The sequence below is a fragment of the Streptococcus hillyeri genome (genome assembly GCF_041081565.1).
Taxonomy (GTDB): Bacteria; Bacillota; Bacilli; order Lactobacillales; family Streptococcaceae; genus Streptococcus; species Streptococcus hillyeri.
In genome coordinates this window covers 857,864-884,357 of sequence record NZ_CP163513.1, presented here as the reverse complement: position 1 = coordinate 884,357, position 26,494 = coordinate 857,864, and the positions used below count along the sequence as shown (strand labels likewise).

General features: G+C 40.7%; 22 protein-coding genes and 1 riboswitch. Of the genes, 2 read left to right on the top strand and 20 right to left on the bottom strand.

The window, feature by feature from the left end; all coding sequences use genetic code 11:
- Positions 1-225: 225 nt before the first annotated feature.
- From AB6M99_RS04175 to AB6M99_RS04155, 5 genes are all read right to left on the bottom strand, one after another.
- On the bottom strand, positions 226-3,627 hold the full coding sequence (locus tag AB6M99_RS04175; RefSeq protein ID WP_369351200.1) for a S8 family serine peptidase: 3,402 nt from the start codon (positions 3,625-3,627) through the stop codon (positions 226-228).
- A 7-nt stretch (positions 3,628-3,634) separates the two neighbouring features.
- Complete coding sequence (locus AB6M99_RS04170) at positions 3,635-4,525, bottom strand: S8 family serine peptidase (RefSeq protein WP_369351118.1); 891 nt, start codon at positions 4,523-4,525, stop codon at positions 3,635-3,637.
- Positions 4,526-5,476: 951 nt separating this feature from the next.
- The gene (locus AB6M99_RS04165) at positions 5,477-7,699 is read right to left on the bottom strand and encodes a DNA internalization-related competence protein ComEC/Rec2 (protein WP_369351117.1); all 2,223 of its coding nucleotides are present in this window, start codon (positions 7,697-7,699) and stop codon (positions 5,477-5,479) included.
- The gene (locus AB6M99_RS04160) at positions 7,692-8,324 is read right to left on the bottom strand and encodes a helix-hairpin-helix domain-containing protein (RefSeq protein WP_121834345.1); all 633 of its coding nucleotides are present in this window, start codon (positions 8,322-8,324) and stop codon (positions 7,692-7,694) included. The genes AB6M99_RS04165 and AB6M99_RS04160 overlap by 8 nt, the downstream gene beginning before the upstream one ends.
- Positions 8,325-8,561: 237 nt before the next feature.
- Positions 8,562-9,302, bottom strand: a complete 741-nt coding sequence (locus AB6M99_RS04155; RefSeq protein WP_121834344.1) for a 1-acyl-sn-glycerol-3-phosphate acyltransferase — start codon at positions 9,300-9,302, stop codon at positions 8,562-8,564.
- Between the two features lie 68 nt (positions 9,303-9,370).
- Here AB6M99_RS04155 and AB6M99_RS04150 point away from each other — a divergent pair, with 68 nt between their 5' ends.
- Positions 9,371-10,390, top strand: a complete 1,020-nt coding sequence (locus AB6M99_RS04150; protein WP_121834537.1) for a GIY-YIG nuclease family protein — start codon at positions 9,371-9,373, stop codon at positions 10,388-10,390.
- A gap of 30 nt (positions 10,391-10,420) precedes the next feature.
- On the opposite strand, the gene AB6M99_RS04145 is transcribed toward AB6M99_RS04150, so the two are convergent.
- Both AB6M99_RS04145 and AB6M99_RS04140 read right to left on the bottom strand, forming a co-directional pair.
- Positions 10,421-10,930 carry a QueT transporter family protein gene (locus AB6M99_RS04145; RefSeq protein ID WP_121834343.1) on the bottom strand — a complete coding sequence of 170 codons (510 nt, stop codon included), beginning with the start codon at positions 10,928-10,930 and terminating at the stop codon, positions 10,421-10,423.
- Positions 10,928-11,028, bottom strand: a riboswitch (PreQ1 riboswitch). It overlaps the preceding gene by 3 nt.
- A gap of 42 nt (positions 11,029-11,070) precedes the next feature.
- Positions 11,071-11,637 carry a hypothetical protein gene (locus AB6M99_RS04140; protein ID WP_369351116.1) on the bottom strand — a complete coding sequence of 189 codons (567 nt, stop codon included), beginning with the start codon at positions 11,635-11,637 and terminating at the stop codon, positions 11,071-11,073.
- A 160-nt stretch (positions 11,638-11,797) separates the two neighbouring features.
- Here AB6M99_RS04140 and AB6M99_RS04135 point away from each other — a divergent pair, with 160 nt between their 5' ends.
- The gene (locus AB6M99_RS04135; RefSeq protein WP_121834341.1) at positions 11,798-12,226 is read left to right on the top strand and encodes a GtrA family protein; all 429 of its coding nucleotides are present in this window, start codon (positions 11,798-11,800) and stop codon (positions 12,224-12,226) included.
- Between the two features lie 61 nt (positions 12,227-12,287).
- Here AB6M99_RS04135 and smpB read toward each other — a convergent pair whose 3' ends face one another.
- From smpB to msrB, 13 genes are all read right to left on the bottom strand, one after another.
- Positions 12,288-12,758, bottom strand: coding sequence for an SsrA-binding protein SmpB (gene smpB, locus AB6M99_RS04130; protein WP_369351199.1), 471 nt, complete (start codon positions 12,756-12,758; stop codon positions 12,288-12,290).
- Positions 12,758-15,139, bottom strand: coding sequence for a ribonuclease R (rnr, locus tag AB6M99_RS04125; RefSeq protein ID WP_121834339.1), 2,382 nt, complete (start codon positions 15,137-15,139; stop codon positions 12,758-12,760). The genes smpB and rnr overlap by 1 nt, the downstream gene beginning before the upstream one ends.
- 173 nt (positions 15,140-15,312) lie before the next feature.
- Entirely contained in the window at positions 15,313-15,549 is a 237-nt protein-coding gene (gene secG, locus AB6M99_RS04120) for a preprotein translocase subunit SecG (protein ID WP_121834338.1), read from the bottom strand.
- A gap of 45 nt (positions 15,550-15,594) precedes the next feature.
- Positions 15,595-15,741, bottom strand: a complete 147-nt coding sequence (rpmG, locus tag AB6M99_RS04115; protein WP_121834337.1) for a 50S ribosomal protein L33 — start codon at positions 15,739-15,741, stop codon at positions 15,595-15,597.
- Positions 15,741-16,913: a multidrug efflux MFS transporter gene (locus tag AB6M99_RS04110; protein ID WP_121834336.1), complete on the bottom strand. Its 1,173-nt coding sequence runs from the start codon at positions 16,911-16,913 to the stop codon at positions 15,741-15,743. Before AB6M99_RS04110 ends, rpmG begins: the two co-directional genes overlap by 1 nt.
- A 44-nt stretch (positions 16,914-16,957) precedes the next feature.
- Entirely contained in the window at positions 16,958-18,451 is a 1,494-nt protein-coding gene (locus AB6M99_RS04105; RefSeq protein WP_121834335.1) for a helicase HerA-like domain-containing protein, read from the bottom strand.
- Positions 18,452-18,662: 211 nt separating this feature from the next.
- A complete protein-coding gene (locus AB6M99_RS04100) occupies positions 18,663-20,303 on the bottom strand; it encodes a hypothetical protein (protein WP_121834334.1) in 1,641 nt (546 codons plus the stop codon).
- Positions 20,293-21,003 (bottom strand): ABC transporter ATP-binding protein, encoded by a 711-nt coding sequence (locus AB6M99_RS04095; RefSeq protein WP_121834333.1) that lies wholly within the window; start codon positions 21,001-21,003, stop codon positions 20,293-20,295. Before AB6M99_RS04095 ends, AB6M99_RS04100 begins: the two co-directional genes overlap by 11 nt.
- A gap of 83 nt (positions 21,004-21,086) precedes the next feature.
- Complete coding sequence (coaE, locus tag AB6M99_RS04090; RefSeq protein ID WP_121834332.1) at positions 21,087-21,668, bottom strand: dephospho-CoA kinase; 582 nt, start codon at positions 21,666-21,668, stop codon at positions 21,087-21,089.
- On the bottom strand, positions 21,665-22,492 hold the full coding sequence (mutM, locus tag AB6M99_RS04085; protein ID WP_121834331.1) for a DNA-formamidopyrimidine glycosylase: 828 nt from the start codon (positions 22,490-22,492) through the stop codon (positions 21,665-21,667). Before mutM ends, coaE begins: the two co-directional genes overlap by 4 nt.
- A 273-nt stretch (positions 22,493-22,765) precedes the next feature.
- Positions 22,766-24,496, bottom strand: a complete 1,731-nt coding sequence (locus tag AB6M99_RS04080) for a sensor histidine kinase (RefSeq protein WP_369351115.1) — start codon at positions 24,494-24,496, stop codon at positions 22,766-22,768.
- Entirely contained in the window at positions 24,493-25,227 is a 735-nt protein-coding gene (locus AB6M99_RS04075) for a response regulator (RefSeq protein ID WP_121834329.1), read from the bottom strand. The genes AB6M99_RS04080 and AB6M99_RS04075 overlap by 4 nt, the downstream gene beginning before the upstream one ends.
- Positions 25,228-25,372: 145 nt before the next feature.
- Positions 25,373-26,476, bottom strand: a complete 1,104-nt coding sequence (msrB, locus tag AB6M99_RS04070) for a peptide-methionine (R)-S-oxide reductase MsrB (RefSeq protein ID WP_121834328.1) — start codon at positions 26,474-26,476, stop codon at positions 25,373-25,375.
- Positions 26,477-26,494 lie beyond the last annotated feature (18 nt).

Here is a 26,494-nt window from a genome sequence, read left to right as displayed (position 1 = left end):
AAGCGAACAAACAAATCAATAGCATAATTATTTTTACCAGACAAACGCACAAAAGAATTTGAGGTAGGACTGATTATTTTATACATTTTGACTGTCATTTTTCCAATATCATGTTAGTTATTGACCCTGCTATAGTTATTTATATTAATACTCATTTAAATAAAAAAAAAACGAGTAGTCCTTATTGGATTTACTCGTTTTTTAAATGATGATATTTTCTAAAGATTAGTCATTTTTTGACTTAAGTTTAATAACTACCATAGCTGAGATGATAACCATTGTTCCACATAAGATTGTCAAGAATGAGTCGGTTTGACCTGTTTTTGGTAACGCTTCTTTAGTCAATGATTTAGAAAATTGATTTAAAGATTTCTCACTCATTGGGGTATGTGACACTGTTTCGACATCAGCAGGCGCCTCATCTTTTGTATTTGACACTGATAATGGCTGATATTCTAGGTGACCTTTTTTCTCAGTTTCAAAACTAATGATTGGTTTCTCAGAAGCCGTAACCCCTGTTCCTGTCTCCCAAATAAATGGCACTGAAGTCGTATCAAATGGATCGCTTTGACCTTTTAATTCTTCCTCGGTTGTGAAACCATCTTGGTCGGTGTCTGATGCAAGGTCAATTTCGGGTTTGGCGTCAGCTGTGACTCCGGCACCTGTTTCACTCACTTCTGGTACCGAAGTCCCATCAAATGGATCGCTTTGACCTTTCAATTCTTCCTCAGTTGTGAAGCCATCTTGGTCAGGGTCTGCTGTAAGATCGATTTCTGGCTTAGTTTCTAATTCTAGAGCTTTACCATCCTGCTCAATATCCCCTTTAGCCCAAAGCGACAAGACTTTCACCACATGATTTTCTACCATATCTGCGGTCATATCTTCTCCAGCGACAAAGTAGCCTTTAGGCGTTTCGACAACAATGGTGTATTTTTCATTGTACACCAGACGTTTTTCAAAAACATCCGTGATGTAGCGTCCTTTGGTTAGCACCGTACGGTTGCCATTTGAATCAATAGCATAAACCTGCACACCAGCTGGTAATTCTGTATCAAAGTCAACAGTTAAAGTACTGTACAACACTAATTTAGTGGCAAAATCAACAGCAAGTTCGGTATGGTTTTCATCAACCACAATCGTTTTGACCGTTTCATTATCCAATAATTTAGCATATTCTTCATCAAATAAAATGAGTTCAACTGTATAGGTTCCAAATGGTAAAATGTGTAGATTTCTTCCGACAGATGTGCTATCTGTCACAACATTTCCAGCTTCATCTTTAATGCTGTAACGGTAGCCTAGCATGTCTAGGGACATATTCAGTTTATTATCCATCAGTCTAACGTTAACCACGCCAGAAGTATTACCAATCATTTTAAATTCTGCAAGGTTTGTACGCATGGTATTTCCAGCAAAATCTTCTACCATAAACCAAATGTTTTCATCAGAAATTGGTCTATCATATAAATCTTTTTCTGGTATCGTGTAAGTTCCGTCAGCATTTTTCTTGATGTATTCTTTACGAGTTGGATCTGTGATGAAGAATGAATCATCAAAGGCTTCATCTCCAATATAAAATTTATCTAACACATAATACATTTGTTCACGATAAACACCCACTCCCTCTTCCTTAGTTGCACGAGGTTTAAAGCGACGTGTTGCTTCATCATAAACACCAGTCACAACAACTGGTGTTGAGGTATCCAAGACCACATCAAATACTAGGCGTTGTTTTTGTGCCCCCGGTACAACAGAATAGTGTTCAACCACATATTTGTATTTACCATCAGGTAACAATTTCCCTTCTGAATCTCTACCGGCCCACTCACTGGTATCAATAAGTGTTGACTTAGGATTAGATGGGTTGCTACTATAGTAGTTTTTATCGCCTGACGCCTTATCACTAATCCACAATGGCGTTTCAAATGCTGTATCTTCGGCTTTGTAAATGGCAATGCGGAGCTCTTTATAATTTCTTAAAAAGGTTCCACGGAAAGCAAGAGCATCTCGGTTACCGTCACCATTTGGTGAAATGGCAATAATAGGATTTCCATCAGCATCACGACGAATGACATAGTTCCCGTTCTCATCTTTAAAGGCACCAGCTGTTAAACCTAAGGTGTCTGTGTAAGAATTGGTCAAATGGTTAAATTCTTTTTCACCGATTAAGACTGCTGTGTAATGAGAATCCTCTTCCTGTGTATAAGATGTAACCTTAGTCAAATCAGTGTAGAATGGGTTTTCACCTGGTTTATAATCATAAACAGGCTTTTCAATAATGGCTAAATCTTGGAATTTTCCTTTAAAGCCGACATAAGGAAGACTGACCAATTCGCCATCATCTTCCGTATTCAAAAAGCGGACAAATCCTTCAAGATAGTAACCATTGGTCATTAACTCAGTCAATTCTTTGGTAAACTGAGCTGTGTTCACTGAAATAGGAACTGTCACACTCCCTTTAGCCGAAACAGTGATGGTTTCACCTGCAAATTCAGCCAATTTTCGAGGTTTAAGGGTTACCTTACCGTTCTCCACTTGATCAGTATTAACATCGGTAACATATTTGACAACCTTTTCTTGGTCAGACAAATTATGGATGGTAACATTGAAAGTAAAGGTTTCACCAACATTTCCCAAAGAAATGCTGCTCAAGCCTTCATCGCCTGTAAGGTAAAAATCTGAATGCGCTGCTTTTGAAACATTGGCAATCCCTGCACCTTGTTGGCGTGGAGAAGTGTGCGCTTTCGTCTCATCATTGATATGAGGAACAGCTGTACTCATTAATAGGTGCTTAATGAGAGTAGACAACTCTTTTCCTTTGATGTTAGGGAAACGCTCTGCCAATACTTGCTTCACTAAAACAGACAAGCCTGCAACATGAGGGGCTGCCATACTTGTTCCGCCCATCGTGCCATATTTATTATCATTAATGGAAGAAAAAATATCGCCACCTGGAGCTGTGATATCCGGTTTTAATTCACCATCCGCTGTTAGTCCCCAACTTGAGAAATCTGACATGCGATTAGCTTTGGGATTGCTTTCTAGACGATATTTCCCATCTACTGTAATGGTATACTTGCCATCAGCTGCATTGGAAACCAATAATTGTCCTGATTTACGATCAATAAATAGGGATGGAATTTTGGTCGCTTCCTCAGTCAGTGTCATGCGGACGGAATGAGCGTCACCATCTGTATTATTGAAAATAATGACACCTGCTGCTTGATGGCGTTGAGCATTTTCAACTTTAGCACCAAATGTAATATCACCACGCTCAATGACAACAATTTTTCCAGTTACATCACCTGAAGTTGCAAAATCGTTCTCTGTGCCTTTTCCAACAAAGACATAGTTGTAATGTTTCGTGGCATCAAATGCTGGCGTTTCGAGGTTAGGGCGTGAAAATACTACCTCTGTCGTCTCTGCCCCATTAATCGTTAGCACTTCATTGGTGACATGAGTGTTATTATATGAAGCCACTGAGAGACTATCTCTAGCAGCAGAAGGGTCACCAACTAGACCATAGTCAGGTTTATCAGCGTCTGGATTGGCATGTCCCTCACCAAATGCCGTGTCATTTCCTCCTGCGATAACAACGGTAATCCCAGCTTCGTTTGCTTTTTTGATAGCAGCTTCAATCGTTTAAGATACCATTAGCAGAACCTAGGCTCAGGTTAATGGTATCGGCACCAAGTTTGATGGCATCTTCAATAGCACGCGCATATAAGAAGGGACTAGTACCACCACCTGTTTTATCAGAAAACACGCGCATGAACATTAGCTGTGCTTCTGGTGCAACACCGTAAATGTAATCCCCACTACTATGAGATTTGGTAGGATTTCCAACTGCAATACCAGCCACGTGCATGCCGTGAGACTCGACATCTTTTTGTTTTAAGATATCATTTGAATCTGCATAGTTGTAACCAAAGACAACTTTATCACTGTACCATTTCCCGTAACCAATACCTGCTTCCTGTTTGGCACGTTCAATATCTTCTGGTTTCTGATACTTCGCCTTGGTCATATCACTGATGTGTAAGACATCATGGTCCACATCTAAGCCAGTGTCAATGACCGCAACAACCATTCCCTGACCCTTAATATTAGAATCCCAAAGAGGTTGCGTATTGACAATAGCATTGCTCTTCTTTGACAAGGGTTGTTCTACCGACAATGACACCACCGTGTCTGTAACCGTTTCTGTGGTATCCATGTCAGTCTTGTCTTCAGCTACTGGTTCACTAGCTGCTACTTTTTCCTCGGTAGCCACTGAGATACTTGCTTCTGTAGAAAGCGTCTCCCCTGAAATAGCTGGGCTATCTTCACTTGCTCTGCTTGTCTCCTCTAGAATAGGTTGACCAATCTCAACTGTTGTTACTTCTGCTACTCCAACACTTGTGTGTTCAACCTGAGGCTGAACAAACTCGGAAGCATAAACAGATTGACTGGACAAGGTCCAAGCCAATAGCACAGCTGACGATAGCAGGAGTAAGCCTTCTCTTTTTCGTTTTCTCTTTTCCATCGTTTCTCCTTAATAATTGATGTCGTCCTTTTTTAAGAGTGGAACGAACTCTCCTAGTAACACTGCCTTCAATTTTGACAATGATATCAAAAACAAAGCCTAATGTACTTCTCCCTATCACTTATAATTTTTCTATCATCCAACACTCCTTTTCTCATTAATATCTAACATATTAATTAATTTTCAGAATATTGTCAATCCTATTATTATTTAAACAATTCTAACAAAATCACTGGAGTTGTATCGCGTAATACTTAACAAAAATGACGTTTTGTTCTAGATTGAAGAAAAAGTTTTTTTGATACTTTCCTTTGTATCTTTTCTCGCTTTCTAATTTCTAAGATCAAACTTAAAACTGTCCACTGGACAGTTTTAACAGACACAAGCAGACTTCCTACGGGTATTTGACACAGGCTGTAGCCTATTTTATTTCCAACCTCAAATAGTCCACTGGACTATTTGAACATGACTAATATTTGATCCTAATTTAAGATACAAAGCTGTTAAGCAATGCAAAAAATTTTAGGGAGCTTGACGAAGATGCCGTAAGTATCTAGGAAAGTGAGTCTAAATTCATAGCATTGTAGGCGTGTTCAATTAGTCTCAAATATTCCGAGTGTCAGAAATATTGAATTTTAGCGATTTCTGACACTTTTATCACGCGGAAGTATCTTTTTTTGCTCGCTATCGCTCGTAAAAATAGGAACTTAATAAAAAAATCTGCAGAGCCTCGAGGATTATTCCTATTGAACGAAATAGTCTTGTCTACATTCTGTAACAAAATTACTTGAGTTTCTTTCTCAGTAGTTCTCCCAAAAATCTATTCTTATCAAGCGAATTACTTCTCCTTTTGATTTCTAAATGCAGGCTGAAACGATCTACTGGATAATTTCACTAAACAGAAAAAAGCACAACATCGGGTCTGATGTCATGCTTTTGGGGGGCATTTTCTCACCTCACTGTCTCGACTTGCCACTTCTGCCAACCGTGGAAACGGATGGCACCTTGTTGGTCTGTGCGATAGACTGTCATATTTTCTTTTTTAAATCGTTCTAAGGTTTCTTGATGAGGGTGTTTGTACCGGTTATTTTTACCAGCAGAGACAAGCGCTACTTCCGCTCCAATGTGGTTTAAAAATTCAGGATAGGATGATCCTTTTGAGCCATGGTGCCCTGCTTTTAAAATATCAACAGGTAAGTTTGGGTACCTTTTAATCAAGTCTAGCTCCCCCTCTTCAAGGTCTCCTGTAAATAAAAATCGTTTGTCCAAGAGTTTTCCATACAAGACCAAGGAATCATTATTTTCACCATTTCCAACGGTAGCTGGGTAAAGCACTTGTAGCTGACTTCCCATGATGGAAATTTTATCACCAGCAGCCATCGCCTTAACAGGAACATGTAAGGCTTTCAGTCTCTCCACAAAACTAGGAACAGTCAAACTCCCCTGACTGACAATAATTTCTCCAATAGAAAAAGCTTTAGCAACTACTTCCATATCTCCAATATGGTCTGTGTCGGTATGGGTCAATAAAAGCTGATCAATCTGATGAACCCCACGGCTTTTCAAATATGGAATTAGGGTCCGCTCCGCATTGGCATCACTTTTTCCCTTTCTCCAAGCCTCCTTAGGCGCAAAATCAGCCTTGCCACCAACATCAATCAGCAAAGTCTTCCCAGTCATATCGCGTAGAAAAATACTGTCCCCCTGACCAATATCAACAACCGTCACTTCATTTTCAATAGGGTGTTTGGTGATGATAAATAGCAGAGCTACCATGAGACTCAGTCCTATAGCCCATTTCTTACAACGGAGAACATCGTACAGCAAGCCTAGACAGACTAAGACGAGCACTAAGACAATTAAACTAGGACTGCCAAAAATAACTGGTCTGTTAAAAAACTGTCCAATCAGCGTCAGCCCTTTTTCCAAAAATACAAAGAGAAAATTAACAAAGTCAATCCTAACCAAGGGCGAGCAGATGAATATTAGGCTCAGCAAGGGTAAAATCAAGCTATCAAAAGCAATCGAAACTACCGCTGTCAGCAAGATGGCGAGAGGTTGAAAACTGGCAAAATACCACATCAATAGCGGTAAAATGCCAAGATTAATGGTCAGCATCTCAGCTAAGCGCGGGTGCTTCATTTCCTTAAAATCTGTCATGGCTAGAATAAAAGAATAGGCGAAACTTAGAACACCACCTGTGGTCAATAAAAAATTTGGCATGATGAGAAACATCACCATAACGGTAGCCGCAAAATTGTCAAGCCCTCTAAATCCTAAGCTAGATAGATTAAGCTGAATTAGGCTACGAATAACAGAAACTGAAAAACCTGTCATGCCTGCATAGACTAGCGAAAAAGGAACCGTCAGCCAATCAACCCAGTCCTTTCGTAGTCCCAGCCATAAAAAGAGATAACGAAAAGCGCCCGCAAAAAAGCCGACTTGCATACCAGATAAGGCAAAAAGATGAATAATCCCAAGACTGCTATAGAGATCACTCATTTCCTCAAATTCCTTACTAAGATGTCCAAAAAGAAGACCAGTCATGTAATGTTTCATTGGGGACGGAAAATGGTCATAGATATGCACCAGAGCCTTTCGTCGCCATCCCCTGATGATTTCAAACAAACTTAACCGCTTCGCCTTATGAACTGTTTTAATCGTATCAATCTGTACTAAGCGATAAATTCCCTGACTTTTTAAATAAGTCGAGTAGTCAAATCCTTTGAAATTTCGTTGTCCCTCTGGTTCTGTCAATTCAGCCTCTATATCCAAAACGACACTCTGAGTTAATGTTTTGAAAAAGCGCTGCTCCTTTTCAGAAGTCAGTTTGTAAAAGGCTTGGTAGGTCTGATTATCCCAATGACCTCTAAAAGACAGCTTATCGCCATTTACAGAAATGGTATCTGGAAGTACCTGTATCCTCTGAATCGTCTGCGGAGCGCTATCGGCTTTTATAGTCTGTAGCCATTCTTGATAACTGATATATGAAGCAAAGAGAGTTAGGATAAGGAGCAACTGCCCCACTTTTTTCAAAGGATAAAACCGAAAGCAACATACCAATAAGCATACCAAACCCAACAGCGCCAGCTTTTCACCAGAGACGATAGCAAAATAAAGCCACACCAGTAGAAAGGCGAGATAGATAGCTGGAAGAGGGAGGCGCCTAATCAATGGTCAGCTCCGATTTCAGCTTTTCAAGAGTCTTAGCACCAATACCAGAAACATTGGTCAAGTCATCAAGACTAGAAAATTTCCCGTGCTCTTCACGATAAGCGATAATATCTTGAGCCCTCTTTTCACCAATACCAGAGACAGTTGTTAATTCTGCCGCGGTCGCTTTATTGATATTGACTTTGCCAGACGCTGCCTGTGGGTCCCCAGCAACTGCAGGTGCTGAGTGTTCAACTTCGCCAATCTTGGCCACATAAACAACAGCTTCATCAGTTAGTTTCTGCGCAAAATTGACCGACTGCTTATCAGCTTGAGGAGACAGACCACCTGCCAGTTCAATCGCATCACGCACACGGTCTCCCAGCGACAATTCATAGACTCCTTCAGATACGACAGCACCTTTGACATCGACAAGGATTTTTTCACTTTCCTGAGAAAAGGCAGAGCTACTCTCCTCTTCCTTTTCTGTGACCACTTGTGTGACTTCTTCTACGACTGGAAAGGCTGGCGCTTCCTCCTTTGGTTTCAACATCAGAAACCCAATGATACACACCAAAATGAGCAAGCCTCCACCCACACCAGAGAGAATAGCGTGTTCTCTTACCTTTTCAATGATTGTTTCCATAATCCCTCCTAAGTTAATACCACATTTGGAGTCAGAGAAGGTAGCAACACCATCGTCCCCAACTGCGCGATTATTAGATAAGATAGAATGACCAGCAGCAACAAACCAACAATGACACTGACACTTTTGTCTCGCATAACAGCCTCCTTACCTTATTATTCGAAAATAAATAAAAAAATCTCCTAAAACTAGAAGATTTTCCTTTATATTTTGAAAGAGATACTCACTGAGTGTAGCTTAGTTCTTTTTCTCCCAAGGTTTGTAAACAAAGCTAGCGAGATAGCTAAAGATAACGGTTAGAAGAACCAGCACAAAAGCAATGACGCCTGCTGGGATACGGATGAGGTAAGTTAATGGGTTCACGCGCTTACCATTAGAATAGCTAGCATTTTCAGCGTCTAAGCGGTCAAATTCAGACTGAATACGATTCGCAACTTCTGCAATCCCTTCATCATTCATCTTTTTGATATCTGAAATATCAATGGCATTACCAAAGTTCATATCCACGCGCTCACCTTTTAGAAAGTCACCAAATTTCAGAGGTCCTTGATAAGCAGCTGGCATGATTTTGACCTTAGCCATTTTAGCAATCACAGCGACACCGCCTTTAACATCTGAAGAATGACGACTTCCACTTGGAAACATGACCAGACTTCTATCACCTTTTTTCAAGGTGTTGATTGGATAGCGCAAAGCTTCTTGCCCAGGATTATCACGGTCAATCGGAAAAGCACCGCACATACGAATCCACCAGCCAAACATCCGATTACTGAACAGTTCTTTTTTAGCCATAAAAATAAATTTCTTAGGTCTCGCCGCAAAAGCCATATAAACAGGGTCCCAAAAAGTGCGATGGGGTGCCACTAAGATATAATTCTCATCTTCACTTAGGATTTTTTCGGTATTATGAAAGTGTGCATTGCCATTTGCTACCCAAAGCAAAAACATGACTAGCCCACGAAGGTAAGCGTAAAACATGTATGATTGTCCTTTCCTTTACGTCATCTAATGGTATATTTTACCAAATTTTTGCTATAATGTTAAGTATGACTACTAAGATTTTAAAAGACGGAGAGCGCATTGACCAGCTCTTCTCAACTGATGTCAAAATTATTCAAAACAAGGCTGTCTTTAGTTACTCTATCGACAGCGTTCTGCTTTCTCGCTTCCCAAAAATCCCTAAAAAAGGACTGATTGTTGACCTCTGCTCTGGCAATGGTGCCGTGGGACTCTTTGCCAGCACAAAAACCAAGGCACCGATTAAACTTGTTGAATTACAGCCTCGTTTGGCTGACATGGCAGAGCGTTCGATTCAGCTGAACCAGCTAGAAGATCAGGTGACGATGATTAACGATGATTTGAAACATCTTCTAGACCATGTACCGCGTAGCCAAGTTGACCTTATCCTCTGCAATCCACCTTACTTCAAGGCAACTGAAACCTCCAAAAAGAATATTTCTGAGCATTATCTCCTTGCTCGCCACGAAATCACAACTAATCTAGAAGAGATTTGCGAGGTAGCTCGTCACGCCCTTAAATCCAATGGTCGCCTTGCCATGGTACACCGTCCCGACCGCTTCTTGGATATCATTGATACCCTGCGTCGCTATAACCTTGCCCCCAAGCGAGTACAGTTTGTCTATCCTAAGGAAGGAAAAGACGCAAATATGCTCCTCATTGAAGCCATTAAAGATGGTTCAACAGACGGACTAAAAATCCTACCTCCACTCTTTGTTCACAAAGAAAATGGCGACTATACCGATGAGATTTTTGAGATTTATTTTGGAAAAAAGGCAGAGCCAAAAGCTGACAAGGAAGCCTATATGTATGTCCTAGAATGCGCCGATGGAACGCTCTATACAGGATATACCACAGATGTCGAAAAGCGATTAAAAGCTCATAATGCCGGTAAAGGAGCCAAGTACACCAAGCCTCGCTTGCCAGTCAAACTCATTTACCAAGAAACCTTTCCGAGTAAACAAGAAGCAATGTCTGCGGAAGCCTTGTTCAAAAAACGTAAAAGCAGACAAGAAAAATTAGATTACATCAAAAATAAGAGTAAGTAAAAAGATTTGGAGAAGCTTCTCCAAATCTTTTTAGTTTGTTAAATCAATACGCTCTGCTATTTTTTTAATCACTACTGCTCCAACTAAGAGAGAAGCTAATTCTCCCACTGCTGTGGTAAACCAAGTCCAGAAAAATGGTAATTCAGCAATGATTGCTAACTCTGCGGCTACAGTAAACATACTAGCCGCAAAAAAGAAGGCAAAGTAAAAGTGAGCCTTATCAAATAGACCACCAAACACGTCTTGACCTTTAAATCGCTCTAGTAGAATAACACCCAAAGTGACAAAAACTAGGGTAGATAGCCCACCTACCACAACATCAATCATACCAAAGCTAAAGAAATTTGCAATCATACAACCAATTGTCAACGACCAAATATACTTACGATTATAAAAAGCAAGGAAGTTCAACATTTCAGAAATGCGGAACTGATAAGCACCGTAAGAAATGGCATTGAGCGGTGGGGTGATGGTTAAGACCACATAAATGGCAGCAACCAAAGCAATTTGCACGTAATCACGAACAGTATATTTTGACATAAATTTCTCCTCTTTAGCGGCTAAACCGCGTGTAATATGCTTGGCGAAAGAAGAACTAAGCACCAAGGGTTGCTAAGCAACTTGAATATTCTATCATAAAAACAAATTAAAAAGCAACCTTTACCGTTGCTTTTTACACTTTACTGCGTTATTTTTTCAAATCCAATGATGTTAAAACCTGCAATCAACTGACTTGGTGGCATCTTTTCAATTTTTGCCAAGTAAGCAAAGTTATCGCCTTTTGTTGCAAGGTCTTCAAAGTTAACAACATTAGGGTCTAAACTGACTGACAATTTCCAAATGAAGTTTTCATCAACTGTCGATGTCACGTCAACACCTTCTAAATCTTTGATGGCATTAACCCCCGGAATCAAGGCATCAAGGTGCTCATTGAAATTCGCTTCGACAGCTTCACGCCCTTGAGTTTGAAAATTCACTAAAGCATCGCCTTCGTAAATGGTTTCATAGCGTAATACAAGAGATTGATAGGTATCACCTGTATAGGTAACGTCAATATAAATCTCCTGCTTACCACCATTGATTTCTTGTGTCTTTTTATAAGTCTCCGTTACTTCTGTAGCCATTGTATTATCACTAACTGTTGTTGTTTCTTTTGATGATACAGCCTGGCTTGTTTTGTCATTTGAGCATGCTCCTAAAAAAAGCAGAGCTGCTGCAGTAAATACTAAGGTAAGAATTTTTTTCATTTCATTTAACTCCTTTATCTATACGCCTTAATACTAAGTCATTATAGCATATTTTGAATTTCTTTGACAATTATCAGCTTTTTGTACCTTCTCTTTTATTTTCAAGCATTTTTTGGACTTCCCTATCGTCTTTTATGTCATTTTTTGGTATGCTTATATCATGAACTATTTAAAATCCCTTCTCAAAAATGATGCCTTTAAATATTTAGTTGCAGGTGTTATCACAACCATCTTTTATTTTATAACACGAAAAATCCTTTTTGGACTTAGCCATCATGTGATTTTTTCGACAACTCTAGCAAATGGTCTTGCTATCTTAGTGGCATTTGTTCTTAATGATATTTGGGTCTTTACTCAAGAAAGAAAAGGCTGGCTTGCACGCCTAATCAAATTTTTTATTGCCAGACTATCTTCTATGGGAATTGATGTCTTACTTTCTTTCTTTTTAGTTGACAAATATCCTGAAATCATCGGCCAATTTGTTAATCACAAGATTGGTACTGTTGACTCCATCGTCTCCTTAATCGGCCAAGTCTTGATTATGCTCACTAATTATCTCATCAGCAAATTTTTAATTTTTAAGAAATAAGTAGAATGACAAAAGTCCTCACTAGATAAATCTAGTGAGGTTTTTAATGCTAAAAATACGTTTATCTCGCATTGACACTTTTCATGACACGCTTAATGTCACGTTCTTGGTCACGACGCTTGATAGACTCGCGTTTGTCATAGTCGTGCTTCCCTTTAGCTAATCCGATAAGGATTTTAGCAAAGCCATTTTTTAAATAAACCTTGAGAGGAACGAGGGTCATACCTGTTCCTTTTAATTCATTTTCCAATCTGGCAATTTCCTTCTTCTTAAGAAGAAGTTTGCGGGTGCGGGTTGGGTCTTGGTTCCAGATATTTCCCTGTTCAAAAGGAGAAATGTGAACATTAACAAGCCAAGCCTCACCATTTTTAACTTGAGCATAACCATCTTTAAGCTGGATACGAGCTGCACGAACAGATTTGATTTCTGTCCCCGTCAACACAACTCCTGCTTCAAAAGTATCTACAATACTATAATCATGCCTTGCTTTTTTATTTTGCGCAAGAACGTTATCAGAAAGTCCTTTTGGCATCATTTTTTCCTTTTCTTACTTGATTTTTTGACCGCTTCCTTATAAAAAGGCTTTTTCTTTTTAGATTTTGTTTTGGAAGAATGGCTACGCTTATCAGATGATTTCCGCTTGCCAGAACCACCTCGAGAGTGGTTGCTCTTTTCTTCGGTACTACACTTCTCATCACGATTAGCTCTGCTATTTCCCTTAGAACGACCGCCACGACGATCACGTCTATCAGATTTAGCAGTCTTTTCAACGACATCGTAATCACTAGGCAGATACTCAAAATCAATATCACCAGTTTCCTTATCCGCCTTGACCAATTTGACACGAATCGGCTGACCGACTTTGAAGACAACGCCTGACTTCTCGCCTTGAAGTGTGAGGTTTCGTTCGTTGTAATGATAAAATTCAGGGAGACTTGTCACATGAATCAGGCCTTCAATGGTGTTTGGCAATTCCACAAACAAGCCGAATTTAACAACACTAGAAACAATACCTTCAAATTCCTCGCCAACATGCTCCTCCATGTATTCAGCTTTTTTCATGGCTTCAACGACACGTTCCGCATCAATGGCACGGCGTTCAAGATTTGAAGATGACGTCGCCAATTCTGGAACAACTTGTGCAAAGTGGTCTTGAACTTCTTGAGAGGAATTTTTAGTATACTCACGAATCATGCGGTGTACTAAAAGGTCTGGGTAACGGCGAATCGGGCTCGTAAAATGCGTATAGTATTCAGCCGCAAGCCCGTAGTGACCATGATTGTGCTCAGAATAACGTGCCTGTTGCATAGATCGCAATAACATCATATTGAGGACTTCTGTCCCTGGCTTACCATCAAAACTTGCCATGAATTGTTGCAAGGCAGACTGGGTCATCTTATTCGCTGTCCCATGTACCTGAGCCCCCATCACGCTCGCAAAATCAATGAACTTCTGCAATTTCTCTGCCTTAGGCTCTTCGTGAATACGGTAGATAAATGGCAGTTGGTGTTTTGAAAAATGCTCAGCAACGCACTCATTGGCGGCTAACATAAAGGATTCAATCATCCGCTCGGCAATGCCACGCTGACGCACCACAATATCAACCGGCATTCCCTTATCATTAACGATAATTTTAGCCTCAGAAGTATCAAAATTCAAAGCGCCACGGCGGATACGCATGTCTTCCAAAATGTTATGTAGCTCCGCCATGTAACGAACACTCGGAACGATAGCGTCATACTCTGCAAGAGCTTCTTCATCTCCCGCAAGCATATCGTTAACACGGCTGTAGGTCATACGGCAAGTGGTCTTAATGACAGACTGACAAATTTGATAGTTAATCACCTTACCTTGGCGGTTAATTTCCATCAAGGCAGATTGCGTCAAGCGGTCAACATTCGGATTAAGGGAGCAAATCCCATTTGACAGACGTTCTGGTAACATTGGTACCACACGGTCAGTCACATAGACCGATGTACCACGCACAATCGCTTCACGGTCCAAGGCAGAGCCTTCCGTCACATAATAGGAAACATCCGCAATGTGAACTCCAAGTTCAAAATTCCCATTGTCCAGCAACTTAATATGCACCGCATCATCTAGGTCCTTGGCATCGGCACCGTCAATGGTAAAGGTAATTTCTCCTCTTAAATCCACACGACCAATCAAATCTTTTTCAGTCGGTGCCTCAGGGATACTATTAGCTTGCGCCAAAACATCCTCTGGAAATTCAGACACGATATCCATGGACTCTAACACTTCAAGGACATCAATGCCGACATCACCTTGATGACCCACGATATCACGGACATTTCCTACAAAGTAATCGTGACCACGTGTTGGGTATTTGTCAATATCTACCTTGATGATTTCAGTTCCGTCCAACACCACAGGTTCTTTTTTGATGTAAATTTTTTGCTGGATTTTTTGATTTTTAGACTTGATGTAACCGGCATATTTAGGCTTTTCATCATCCAAAATGAATTTCCCAACAACTGTTTTGAGACTGCGTTCGACAATGCCGACGACACGCGCTTCTGCCGCTGTGCCTTTAAGACGATCTGCTGGCTTTTTAATGACCACTTCAACCAAATCACCGTCAATGGCATAGCCAACATCATTGCGACCGATAAACATATCGTCTTCATTCTCATCCACAAAAAGAAAACCAAAACCGGCCTTATTAGCACGAAAAGTACCTTGGATGGTAATTTGCTCTTTCTTATCTGACTTCGGACGGAGACTGATGGTCCCATCGTCTGAAAAGCGGAGCTCTTTTTGGCTCTCCATCTTAGAAATTTCTTTAATCAAGACAGGAAATTTTTGACTTCCTGCCATATCAAGAGCCTCGGCAAGGTCATTCACATTTGACCTGCCCTGCTCCTTTAAATAAGTTATAATGTGTTCTTTCATTTATGTATATCAAGGGTTCCTTTCCAAAAACAATCATTAGAAATGTTTTATCAGCATGTAGCCCTTGTTCAGCTCGAAGATAACGAACTGAATAATCCTTTCATTAGTAAATCAAGGGACAAAATCGTAAAAAATGGACTGTTTTGTCAGCCCATTTTTATCTATCTTCATCATTAACGACTTGACAAGATTGCCAAGATTAAAGCATCTGCTAGCCACAAGAAGACCAATACAGCTGTTAAACGTTGCATGAAAGCCTCAAAACCACGAGGTTTTGAACGTTCAAAAAGCGCTTCTGAACCGCTGCTGTCAAAAACATTTGAGCTTGGATTCTTTTGTGGTTGCATAAAAATAGCAAAAATCAATACGACTGATAAAATCAATAAAATGGTCAATAGTGTATTATACATGAGTTTCCCCCTAGAATAGTCTCTAATAGTTTACCATAAGTTCCCTTAGTTTTCAACATGTAAGGTCACTTTTCTCTCTTTTGGACAATATTTTAAAACTTGAATCTTATCAGGGTGGTTCGTTTTATTTTTACTGGTCAAGTAATTTTTACTACCACATTCCTGACATTTAAGAGTTATTTTTACACGCACTAGATTTCTCGACTTCCAAGATAATTTCTAAAATTGATAAGGCTCCAGATAAGGTTAAAAAAGACGATGGCTGCGGTCACGTAAAAGACCCATCTAAACCCTAAAATGGTAGCCTCTGTAGCCCCAACAAATGGACCGATGACTTGACCAAAATTGGTCATCATTTGATTATAACTAAAAATAGTTGAGATATGTTCTTTTGGAGTAATTTTTGTCAGCAGGGCATTTACAGACGGCATGAGTGCACCTGTTCCAAATCCAAAGAGAAAACGTAATATCCCTAACTGCACGGCATTTTCCGCCTGAGCTAAAAAGAGGTAGAGGACACCACAGTAGCAAAGGCCTGCTAAAATCAGCCTATGATTGCCAATTTTATCCCCCACACGTCCGAGACGACCGCTGGATATCATACTGGAAAGCCCCATAGCTGATACGATTGCGCCAGAAACAAACATGAGATTTTCCGTCGTTCCAAGATAGCGAATGTAGAGGGATAGAATCGGAGAAACTGACTGAGCTGAAATTTGGATAATCATGCTTGTGATGAAAAGTCCAACTAACATTTGCCTGTCTCTGACAGATTGGAAAACCTGTTTTGTTGATAACTGCTGGTCACGAGTGACAGGGGTAAACTCCTCTTCCACGAAAAAAACAGTCAAGAGGGTCACAACAAAAAGTAAAGCTCCCACAAACAGAAAGACATTTCTAATACCCATGACCTCAGCAAGGAGACCACCGAAAATAGGACCAATTAGACTGCCGCCAATCACTCCTGTCGCCAGACTACCAAGGGCATAACCTGATTGATCTTTTGGCGCTTGAGAAGCAACCAACGCATTGGCATTTGGCACATAGCCAGAAAACATCCCATTTAACAGCCGTAAGACCAAAAGCCAAAAAACATTAGGCACAAAGGCGAGCCCTCCCATGGTAAAGGTCATGACAAAAGCCGCTCTGACCATCATGATTTTACGCCCATAACGATCTGCCAAACGCCCCCAAATAGGGGCACAGACACCCGAAGCTAGAGCTGCTAGAGCTACTGCCAATCCAGCGTAAAATTCAACCGTTCCTTGTGGCGCTCCAAGTTCTTCCACATAAAGCGCCATAAAGGGCATAACTAGTGAATAGCTTGCCCCTGTTAGAAAATTGCCTAACCAGGCAATTCGCATATTGTTTTTCCAATTGATACTGGCGATAATAGTCACACTTTCTCTTATCTGCGTTTTTTAAGACTTCCAAAAAGTCCCCGAACAAGCTCACGACCAATGGTACGAACGGCTGTTGTTAAAAAAGCATCCGCTGCTTTTTCAACCGTTGATTTTCGTTGACGTCCAGCCCCACTTGCCGTTTTAGCTTTCGCTTTTTCCAAAGCTGCTTTTTCTTTTTCCAATTGCTTGCGCTCTTCAGCTTGTTTAGCTGCTTCTGCTTCTTGCAAAACTTTTTTGGCCAACAGTTCGTGAGCCGATTCTCGATCAACAATCTCACGGTATTTCTCATCAAATGGTGAATTGCCAACGATAGCCTGTACTTCTAGGGCGCTAAGAACATCAAAGCTACTCTTAGGTGGCATGACAAAGGCACGTTCGACTGCTGTTGGCTGAGCCTCTTCATTCAGAAGGGAAATCAAGGCTTCACCAACCTGTAATTCGGTAATAGCCGTCACAACATCAAGCTCTGGATTTTGTCGGAAGGTCTCCGCAGCTGTTTTAACGGCTTTGATTTCTTTTGGCGTATAGGCACGAAGAGCGTGCTGGACACGATTTCCTAATTGAGCTAAGACCGTTTCTGGCAAATCCATCGGATTTTGGGTGATAAAGAAAATTCCCACACCTTTGGAGCGAATGAGGCGAACCATCTGCTCGATTTTTTCCACAAAGACTTTTGGAGCATCCTTAAAGAGCAAGTGAGCTTCATCAAAGAAGAAGACAAATTTTGGCTTGTCAAGGTCACCAACTTCTGGTAGGTTTTCATAGAGCTCTGACAAGAGCCATAAGAGGAAGGTCGCATAGAGTGTTGGGGCTTGGAAGAGTTTGGTCGCATTAAGAATGTTAATGACTCCCTGACCGTGTTCGTCAAGGCTCATAAAGTCCTTCAAGTCCAAGGCAGGTTCTCCAAAGAAAAGCTCACCACCCTCTTGCTCTAATACTAATAAGCTTCGCTGAATAGCTGCTACAGACTGTTTAGCAATGTTCCCATATACTGCGGAATACTCACTGGCATGCTCTGCTATTTCCCGTAAAAGAGACTGTAAATCCTTCAGATCAATCAGAAGCCAGCCTTTTTCATCCGCAATCTTAAAAGCGATGTTTAAAATGCCAGTTTGCGTATCGTTAAGCCCAAGTAGGCGAGACAACAAGAGCGGTCCCATCTCAGAAATGGTGGCACGCACAGGATGCCCCTGCTCACCAAAGACATCCCAAAGACGCACAGGAAAGGCCTGTGGCTCGTAGTCACTAATCCCAAGTTTGTCAAGACGCGCGGCTAACTTCTCTGTCACCTCGCCTTCTTTCGCAAGGTTGGTCAAGTCCCCTTTGATGTCGGCTAAAAAGACAGGAACCCCTGCTAAACTAAGCTGTTCCGCAATGACTTTTAGCGTGACCGTTTTACCTGTTCCTGTGGCACCTGCAATGAGGCCGTGACGATTGAGCATTGCCAGCTGGATGGCAACATCTGTGGTTTCATTTTTAGCAATCCTTACTGTAGACATCCGTTTACTTCCTTGATGTTATAAATTTTTATGAAAAGGTCAGTAATCATCACCTCATGATGAGACAAACACCTTATCTTCTGCTTATCAACTCTTATATTATAACACATATTTAAGATAGCGTTAAAAAATAGAGATGGGAAAACAGGTATTCGCCCCATTTTCCCATCTCTGATATTTGACTAGCCAAACTTTCACATTATAAATTTCCTTAAGACCTTAATTTAAAGGTTTTGGGAGCAAAGCGGAGCACCGCAAAGAAACCAGCTATAAGAAAAATGGCAATTCCTAACAAAATCCCCATCAAAATTGGGAATGTCATATGATTCGCCAGTCGGATGATCTGATAACCTGCGTAATAAATGATTCCCGTTAAAATATTATATACCTTACTTTTTAATTTCATGCCATCGTTAAATGGTTGAAGGAGGAAATAAAAATAAAGGAAATACAGACTAAAAAAGGTAACCGATAAGATTTGACCGACAATAATCATCAGAAGCCCTGATATTTTCCAATCAAAAAATGCCATGTAAATCAGACAATAAATGACCGACAGCAATAAAAAGATAGGAAAATTATGGCGTAGATAGCTTTTAAACCGTTCTAGGAAAGTTGCTAGAATCACATCTTTTCTACGGTAATAATGGTATTTTAGAAGCGGTCTGTCTAGATGATAGAAACAAAACTTGACATAGGATTCCCCCACATAAAGAAGGTAGCCAATCACCACTGTCACAAATAAACTCTGCCAGAAAAATGTATCATCTGTGATGACTTGTTTATTGGATTCAAAAAACGTCTTAACGATTAAAATCAGAGCACCTATCCCACCAATAATAATCAAGCGCCATTTAATTTCTCTTTTGAGGTGTTTTCCAAGACGTTGCATGAAAATGGTATTGAGATAAGCAACTCCTGTTAAATCATCTCTGATTACCTTCTGATGATCAATCTCAAAATCCTTATCCTTGACCTCCATTGCAGCAGTTTCGATATTTTCAACAGCTGTTGCACTTTCTTTTAGAGCTGCATGGGTCAAAAGGCTGCGCGTTAGCTGATTAATCTGAGGATGATTTTTAAGATAGTGATAAGAAAATGACCACATCACTAACCCAATTAGCCCAGCAGGTAACCCCATAAATATCTGAGGTGAAAACTGTTCTCCTAGAAAAACTAAGGCTCCCCCAAGACCAAGTACAACGAAGACTCCAATAATTTGTCCCCTCGTTATCAGCTTGTCAGCTTTTTCGTGATTCCAAACATAAAAAGGAATGCCCATCACTTTTACACCAATACGAAATCCAGAGAGCAACAGGGCAAACGTCAAACCGTACCAAAAAGGCATTCCAAGTGTCACAAAATAAACACCAAACACAACACTTCTTGCTATCAGTCCCCGCCCAAATGCCATTACTTCTCGAGCCAGTAAATAGTTTCTAGGAAGAATCTTAAAAATACGGATGGCTTGACTGGATTCCACATCTGATTTTTCAACCCATTTCATCTCAAAAATGGTGGCAAATAGGACTGAAAAAATAATCATTAAGGTTAAAGAATAGTGATCTGCGGAAGCTTTTTCCAAATCCAAAAATTTAGGGAGCAATTCCTTCAAGACGAAACCAGAGCCTAGGCAAAAAAAGATATAGATAATCGACTTGCCAAAGAGGTCAACTGGTATCAGTAAGCCCTTAAGAATCATCATCACGACCTTAACGTCATTGGCTCTATACCAGCGATTAGGAATCTTTTTACCTAACCATGGCATCTTTTGTAAAAAATGAATCAATGAATTGTACTGCTTGGCATTGTTAACCTGAAACAAAACTCTCATCATCTGACTAAGTTTCATAAATACCTCCTTGCAAGGCTTCCAAAACTTTCTCTTCAAATTGCTCCTTGTGCCCTTCCAAGTCAAGAGGCGACATTTCCCCTTTATCCAAAAGAGCAATCGTATCACACAAATCTTCTGCCAGTGCCATAATATGCGTCGATAAAATCAAAATATGGTCATCTTTTAAGGTTAACAATAACCTCTTGATGGCAATACTTGACACCACATCTACGGCCGTCAAAGGCTCATCCAGTAAAATAACTTTAGGGCGTGAAATCAATAGGCAGAGCAGGGATAATTTACTCTTCATACCGTCAGAATACCCCTTGATAATCCGATGACGGTCCTCCTCAGAAATCTCCATAAAGTCAAGGTAGTCATCAACAGTTTGCCCTCGCTTATGCGGATTTGTCACATGCAAGTCCATGTAAAAGGTGATAAATTCATACCCTGTTAAAAATTCTGGCAGGTAATTTTCCGAAAATACCATGCCTACATCTTCAACTTGTAGCGGACGTTCAACCCCATTTTCTTCAAGAAAGAGCTCACCGCCATCAGCCATAAGATCCCCGTAAAGCACATTGAAGAAAGTTGTCTTTCCAGCACCATTTCTCCCTAAAAGCCCCGTAATCTCTCCTGATGAAAAGGTATAAGTGACTCCCTTGAGCACGTCTTTTTCTTGAAATGATTTTTGCAATTCCCGAACAATCAATTTCATCTCATCATCTCCTTTTCTTTTAACGTTATTATAGCAAAGTCATACAAAACAAACAAGACAAAAGAGGGAGCTGACTCCCTCTTCTATCGCAATAAAGCATCTACCTGTGCAAAGGTTTCTGCCAGCTTCCCATTATTGTCAATCCAGTGGCTGGCTTTTTCTTTCTTATCAGCTAAAGGCATTTGCGCTGCGATCCGTTGCTTCGCTTCTGCTTCGGTATAACCGTTTCGTACCATCAAGCGGGTTAGCTGAGTTTGTTCGTCAACCCAGACCAACCAAACCTCATCACACCAACTCTCATACCCTTGTTCAAATAAGAGCGGAATATCAAGAATAACCACCGCTTCCGTCGCTAGAAGTGCTTCTTTTTGCTCCCACAAGGCTTGTCTAATGATCGGATTTTGACGCTCTGCAGACGCTGCCAACATTTCCTTAGAAGCAAACAGTCGCTTCCCTATTTCCGAACGATTCAGCTCACCATCTGCTTGTAAAATCCCTTCTCCAAGCCACTCCAGTAAAACCTGATAAAGAGCGCCGCCTTTTTGCTGCAAGTCTCGAACCACCTGATCAGCATCAACCACTGCATAGCCTTTCTCTCTTAAATAAGCGGACACCGTTGATTTTCCAGAAGCGATCCCTCCTGTCAGACCAATCACTTTTTTCATAACTTCTGACACCTTGGACAGAAATGACTGCCCCGCCCTCTCACTTGAATTTTCACAATCTCACGGCCACAACGGGCACAAGGCTCGCCTGTCTTACCATACACCTGATGATACTCCTGCATGGTTCCATTAAGCCCCAAGGCATTCTGATAGGTCCGAATGGTTGAGCCACCTTTTTCAATCCCCAGCTGCAAGATACGAATCGTCTCATCATGCAGCCGCTTGATTTCCGTCTTTTTGAGACTACTCGCCACCCGCTCAGGATGCACCTTAGCCGCCCACAAGACCTCATCCACATAGATATTGCCAAGCCCTGCGACCAGACTTTGCTCCAAGAGATAGGGTTTGATGAGTTTTTGGGACAATAGCAGAGCTTCTTCAAAAGGTTTCAGCTTAAAGGCTTCTTTGGTCGGCTCAGGACCAATTTTCTTTTTGATAAAATAATCAGCTTCCTCAGCCTTTGCCAAGAGCTCCATCGTTCCAAACTTACGGACGTCTTGATAAACTAGCACAGCGCCATTGTCCAAAGTGAAAAAGGCATGAAAATGCTTGTTGTCAGGTACCTGATCCTTATCTGAAAAGACCAAGTACTTCCCTTCCATCCGTAAATGAGAAATCAGCACCGCTTGTCCCAAATCAAAAATCAAATACTTGCCACGGCGGCGCATCGCCTCAATCTGTAACCCCAACAAATATAAGCTAAACTCTTCGGCACCTGTCTTGACCATGGGAGAATATAAAATCTTAACAGCTGTAATCGTCCGACCCACAATCAACCGCTCCAAACCACGGCGAACCGTCTCTACTTCTGGTAACTCTGGCATAAATTAAGATACAGAGCCGTTAAGCAAGGCACAGAAAAATAGGAAGATGACGCAGGTGCTTACACCTAGGATATCTTATCTTTTTTCCAAGCCTTGTAGGCGAGTTCAGTTGAGCTCGCTAGCTCGCTCCTTTCTCTCTTCTTTCTATACACCATTCTACCAAAAAAGCTGAGCAAAGCCCAACTTTTCAGTTTTGATAATCTTGTCTAACTCTTCATTTTTTCAGACTGAAATACTCATTACCAGAGAAACATTAATTATTAAGTCACTCTGCTAATGGCCTATTATCTCATTTTTTACTGCCATTTTAGATAAAAAGAGTTCAATTCGTGTAAAACAATCCTTTTCTGAAGCAATAACCATGTGATAGGCTTCTCCAAATTGTAAACGTAAGCGCTGGTCAACATTTTTTAAGCCAACACCACCTTGCTTCATTTTAGGCTCATCACTATCTGACTTAGTCAGGCTATCAAAACCTTTCCCATTATCTTCGATACTGACGATGAGATGGTCTTCGGTATCAGAAACTGCTATCTTAATCATCCCCTGACGGTCAACCTCTTTAATACCGTGATAAATCGCATTTTCCACAATTGGTTGCAGTATCAATTTAGGAATTTGGTAATTATCCCAAGCTGGTAACTCTTGGAAGTCATATTGTAACTGTTCTCCGTACCGTTGCTTTTGAATAAAGAGATACTGTTTCACGTGTTCTAACTCATCCTTTAAGGCGATTTGCTCATTTCCATTATTTAAAGCCAGTCGGAAATAGTTAGCCAAAGCCTTGGTCAGAGCAACCACACGCTCACGATCATTAAATTCGGTCATCCAAATAATCGTATCTAGCGTATTGTAGAGGAAATGCGGATTGATTTGGCTCGCAAGGGCAATAAGCTCATACTCACGAATATTCTGCTCCTGTTCCTTTATAGAGAACATCAATTGGTCGATTTGGTCTAACATTTGATTAAAATAGCGAGAGAGGTCTAACACTTCAACCGTCCCCACTTCCTTGGCTCTGAACTTAGAGTTACCATTTCCAACTGCTACAATGACCTCCTGCAAATCTCGTATGGGTTTCAACCAAATCCGAATGACCAAAGCACTTCCAATAGCTGAGATAAGCAACGCAACAAGACCTGCTACCACAAAGGTTAAAAGCATTTGCTGCTGCACCATGTGCAATTCATCTAACGACGCGACACCAACCAAGGTCCAATGACTGTTGGGAATAGACAGCTGGTAAACCAATACCCGCTCCCCTTCGGTTTTGCCATCTTCTGAGCAAAGATAGGCTTTCATCTCAGACATTTCCTCAGGTGACGAATAGACCGACTGTTTGGGGTGATAGACAAATTCCTGCTTCTCATCAATGATAAAGGTAAACCCTGACTTACCCAATTTGAGACGATCCAGATAGTCCTCCAAGCTCTTGTAGGCAATATCCAAACGCAATACTCCTTGATTTTGCCCAGAAGAATCTACAATTTCTTGCGTCACTGAGATAACCCACTGCTCCCCCTCTTTTGATAAGGCTTCTTTACGAACAGGTGTCAAAACAGGCATGGCTTTTTGATGAATTGCCGCCTGATACCATGCCTCAGACATCATATCCTGGGAGGTTTTCATCACAATCTTATCATCTGTTGACACAACCTCTCCTTGCTTAGTCACCAAGACCGCTGATACCAAATCAGTATCGCTAGCCACCACGCTTGACATCAGAAACAAGAGGCTTTCCTTATTAACCTCATTAGGTGTTGTGATATAGCGATGTAACAGATGATTCTGAGTGAGGCTAGTGGTTGTTTGCTTTAATTTGTCTAAGTAGGAACTGATGAATTGATTCGACTGCTGCAAGCTATCCTGCGTTTTCTGATCAATCAAGCGACTAATCTCAGACGAGCTGGTCTGATAATAAAAAGTTCCAACACCCCCTAACAAAAGCAACATCACCAGAAAACTATAAACAAAAAACTGAGTGGCTAAGGATAACCGTTTCATTTCCCCTCCCCCTTACGGAATTGTCTAGGTGTCACTCCAACGACTTGCTTAAAGCGCTGCGAAAAATAATTCATGTCCCAAAAACCAACACTCTCTGCCACTTCATAAATTTTTAATTCTGTCGTCAGCAATAATAATTTTGCCTGACGCATACGCTCTTGAATGAGGTAATCTTGAAAAGTCATTCCTAATTCTTTTTTGATACGCACGCTCAGATGATTCGGGCTAAAGCCCAGCTCTTCCGCTAACTGTTTCAAAGAGAAATCACTTTCTCCCAAGTGTTTTTCAATACGTTTTTTCAAATCACTAGCTTCATCATGAACAATATAGGTCTCTACTTGATGTCTTTTCTGCTCTGCTTGTAATTTTTCAAGAACACTTACCAACATCTTCTCAACATCTTCTTTACTAAAGGGTTTTAAGAGGTAATCTTCCACTCCAAGTTTAACAGCCGATAAGGCATAATCAAACTCATTATAACCAGTCAAAAAAATAACATGACAAGAAGGGTGTTTTTCTTTAATCGCTTGAGCCAACTGAATCCCATTCATCTTAGGCATGTTGATATCTGTCAGGACAATGTCAAAAGGCTCCGCTTGAAATAATTCCCAAGCCTTACGTCCATTTTCAGCTTCAGCTACACGATCAATCTGAAAAGACTTGAAATCAATGAGTGAACAAATCCCCCGACGGACTAAATACTCATCTTCTACAATTAAAATTGAATACATCTTCACCTCACATAAAGTATCTTAGCCATAACTCTTAAACCAATTTATTTTATCATAGTTTTATTAAGATAATATAAAGAAAAGGAGCTGTTTAATGTTCAACCCCTTTCTAATAGATAGCACATTGGTTACCTAGTCTCTTAACTTATTCAACGTAGTCTAGTAAGTAACCGTAGCCATTTTTTTCCATTTCTGCTTTAGGAATAAATCGAATAGACAAGCTGTTGATACAGTAGCGAAGACCTCCCTTGTCCTCTGGACCATCTGTAAAGACATGCCCCAAGTGAGAGTCACCCACACGGCTACGTACTTCTGTACGTGTCATGTTAAAACTCGTATCTTCCTTATAAACCATCACATCAGGACTGATCGGGCGAGAAAAACTTGGCCACCCACAACCTGATTCGAACTTATCTCTTGATGAAAAGAGGGGTTCACCTGTTACCACATCAACATAGATACCTGGTTCAAATTGGTCCCAGTAACGATTTGAAAAGGCGCGTTCTGTCCCATTTTTCTGGGTTACATTATATTCTTCAGCACTTAATAAGGTTTTCAATTCTTCGTCACTAGGCTTATGGTATAAGGTGTCATCAATCACTGGATAAGCTGCCGCATTCACGTTGATATGACAATAGCCATTCGGATTTTTTGCTAAATAATCTTGATGGTAATCCTCAGCTAAAATATAGTGTTTCAAAGGTTCTTTCTCAATCGCAATGGGTTTATCATACTTCTTAGCCAATTCAGCTAAAGCTTTTTCGATAATTGGTAAATCCTGATCATCGGTGTAATAAATACCGGTTCGATATTGGGCACCTACATCGTTGCCCTGCTTATTGACACTCGTAGGATTGATGATACGAAAATAATGAAGTAATAAATCACGTAAAGAAATGCAACTCTTATCGTACTGAACATGAACCGTTTCGGCATGACCTGTTTGGCCAATAAGCTTATAGTTGGTCGTCTCACTCTTTCCATTCGCATAACCAACAGTGACATCAACCACACCATCCACACGCGCAAAATATTCTTCAACGCCCCAGAAACACCCTCCTGCTAGATAAATATCTTTCAGGTTTTCTGGTGCAACAGGTTTTACTTTTTGAGCCATTTTCTCCACTTTTGGAAGAGTCATCTCTGATTTTGACATTGTTTTCGTATTTCCTTTCGTCTGAAGCGTTAGATAACCTAGGATAAGGATAATGACCAGTGCTAAACTGGCAAGTAACTGTTTAAGTACCATATGGGATAACTCCTTCAC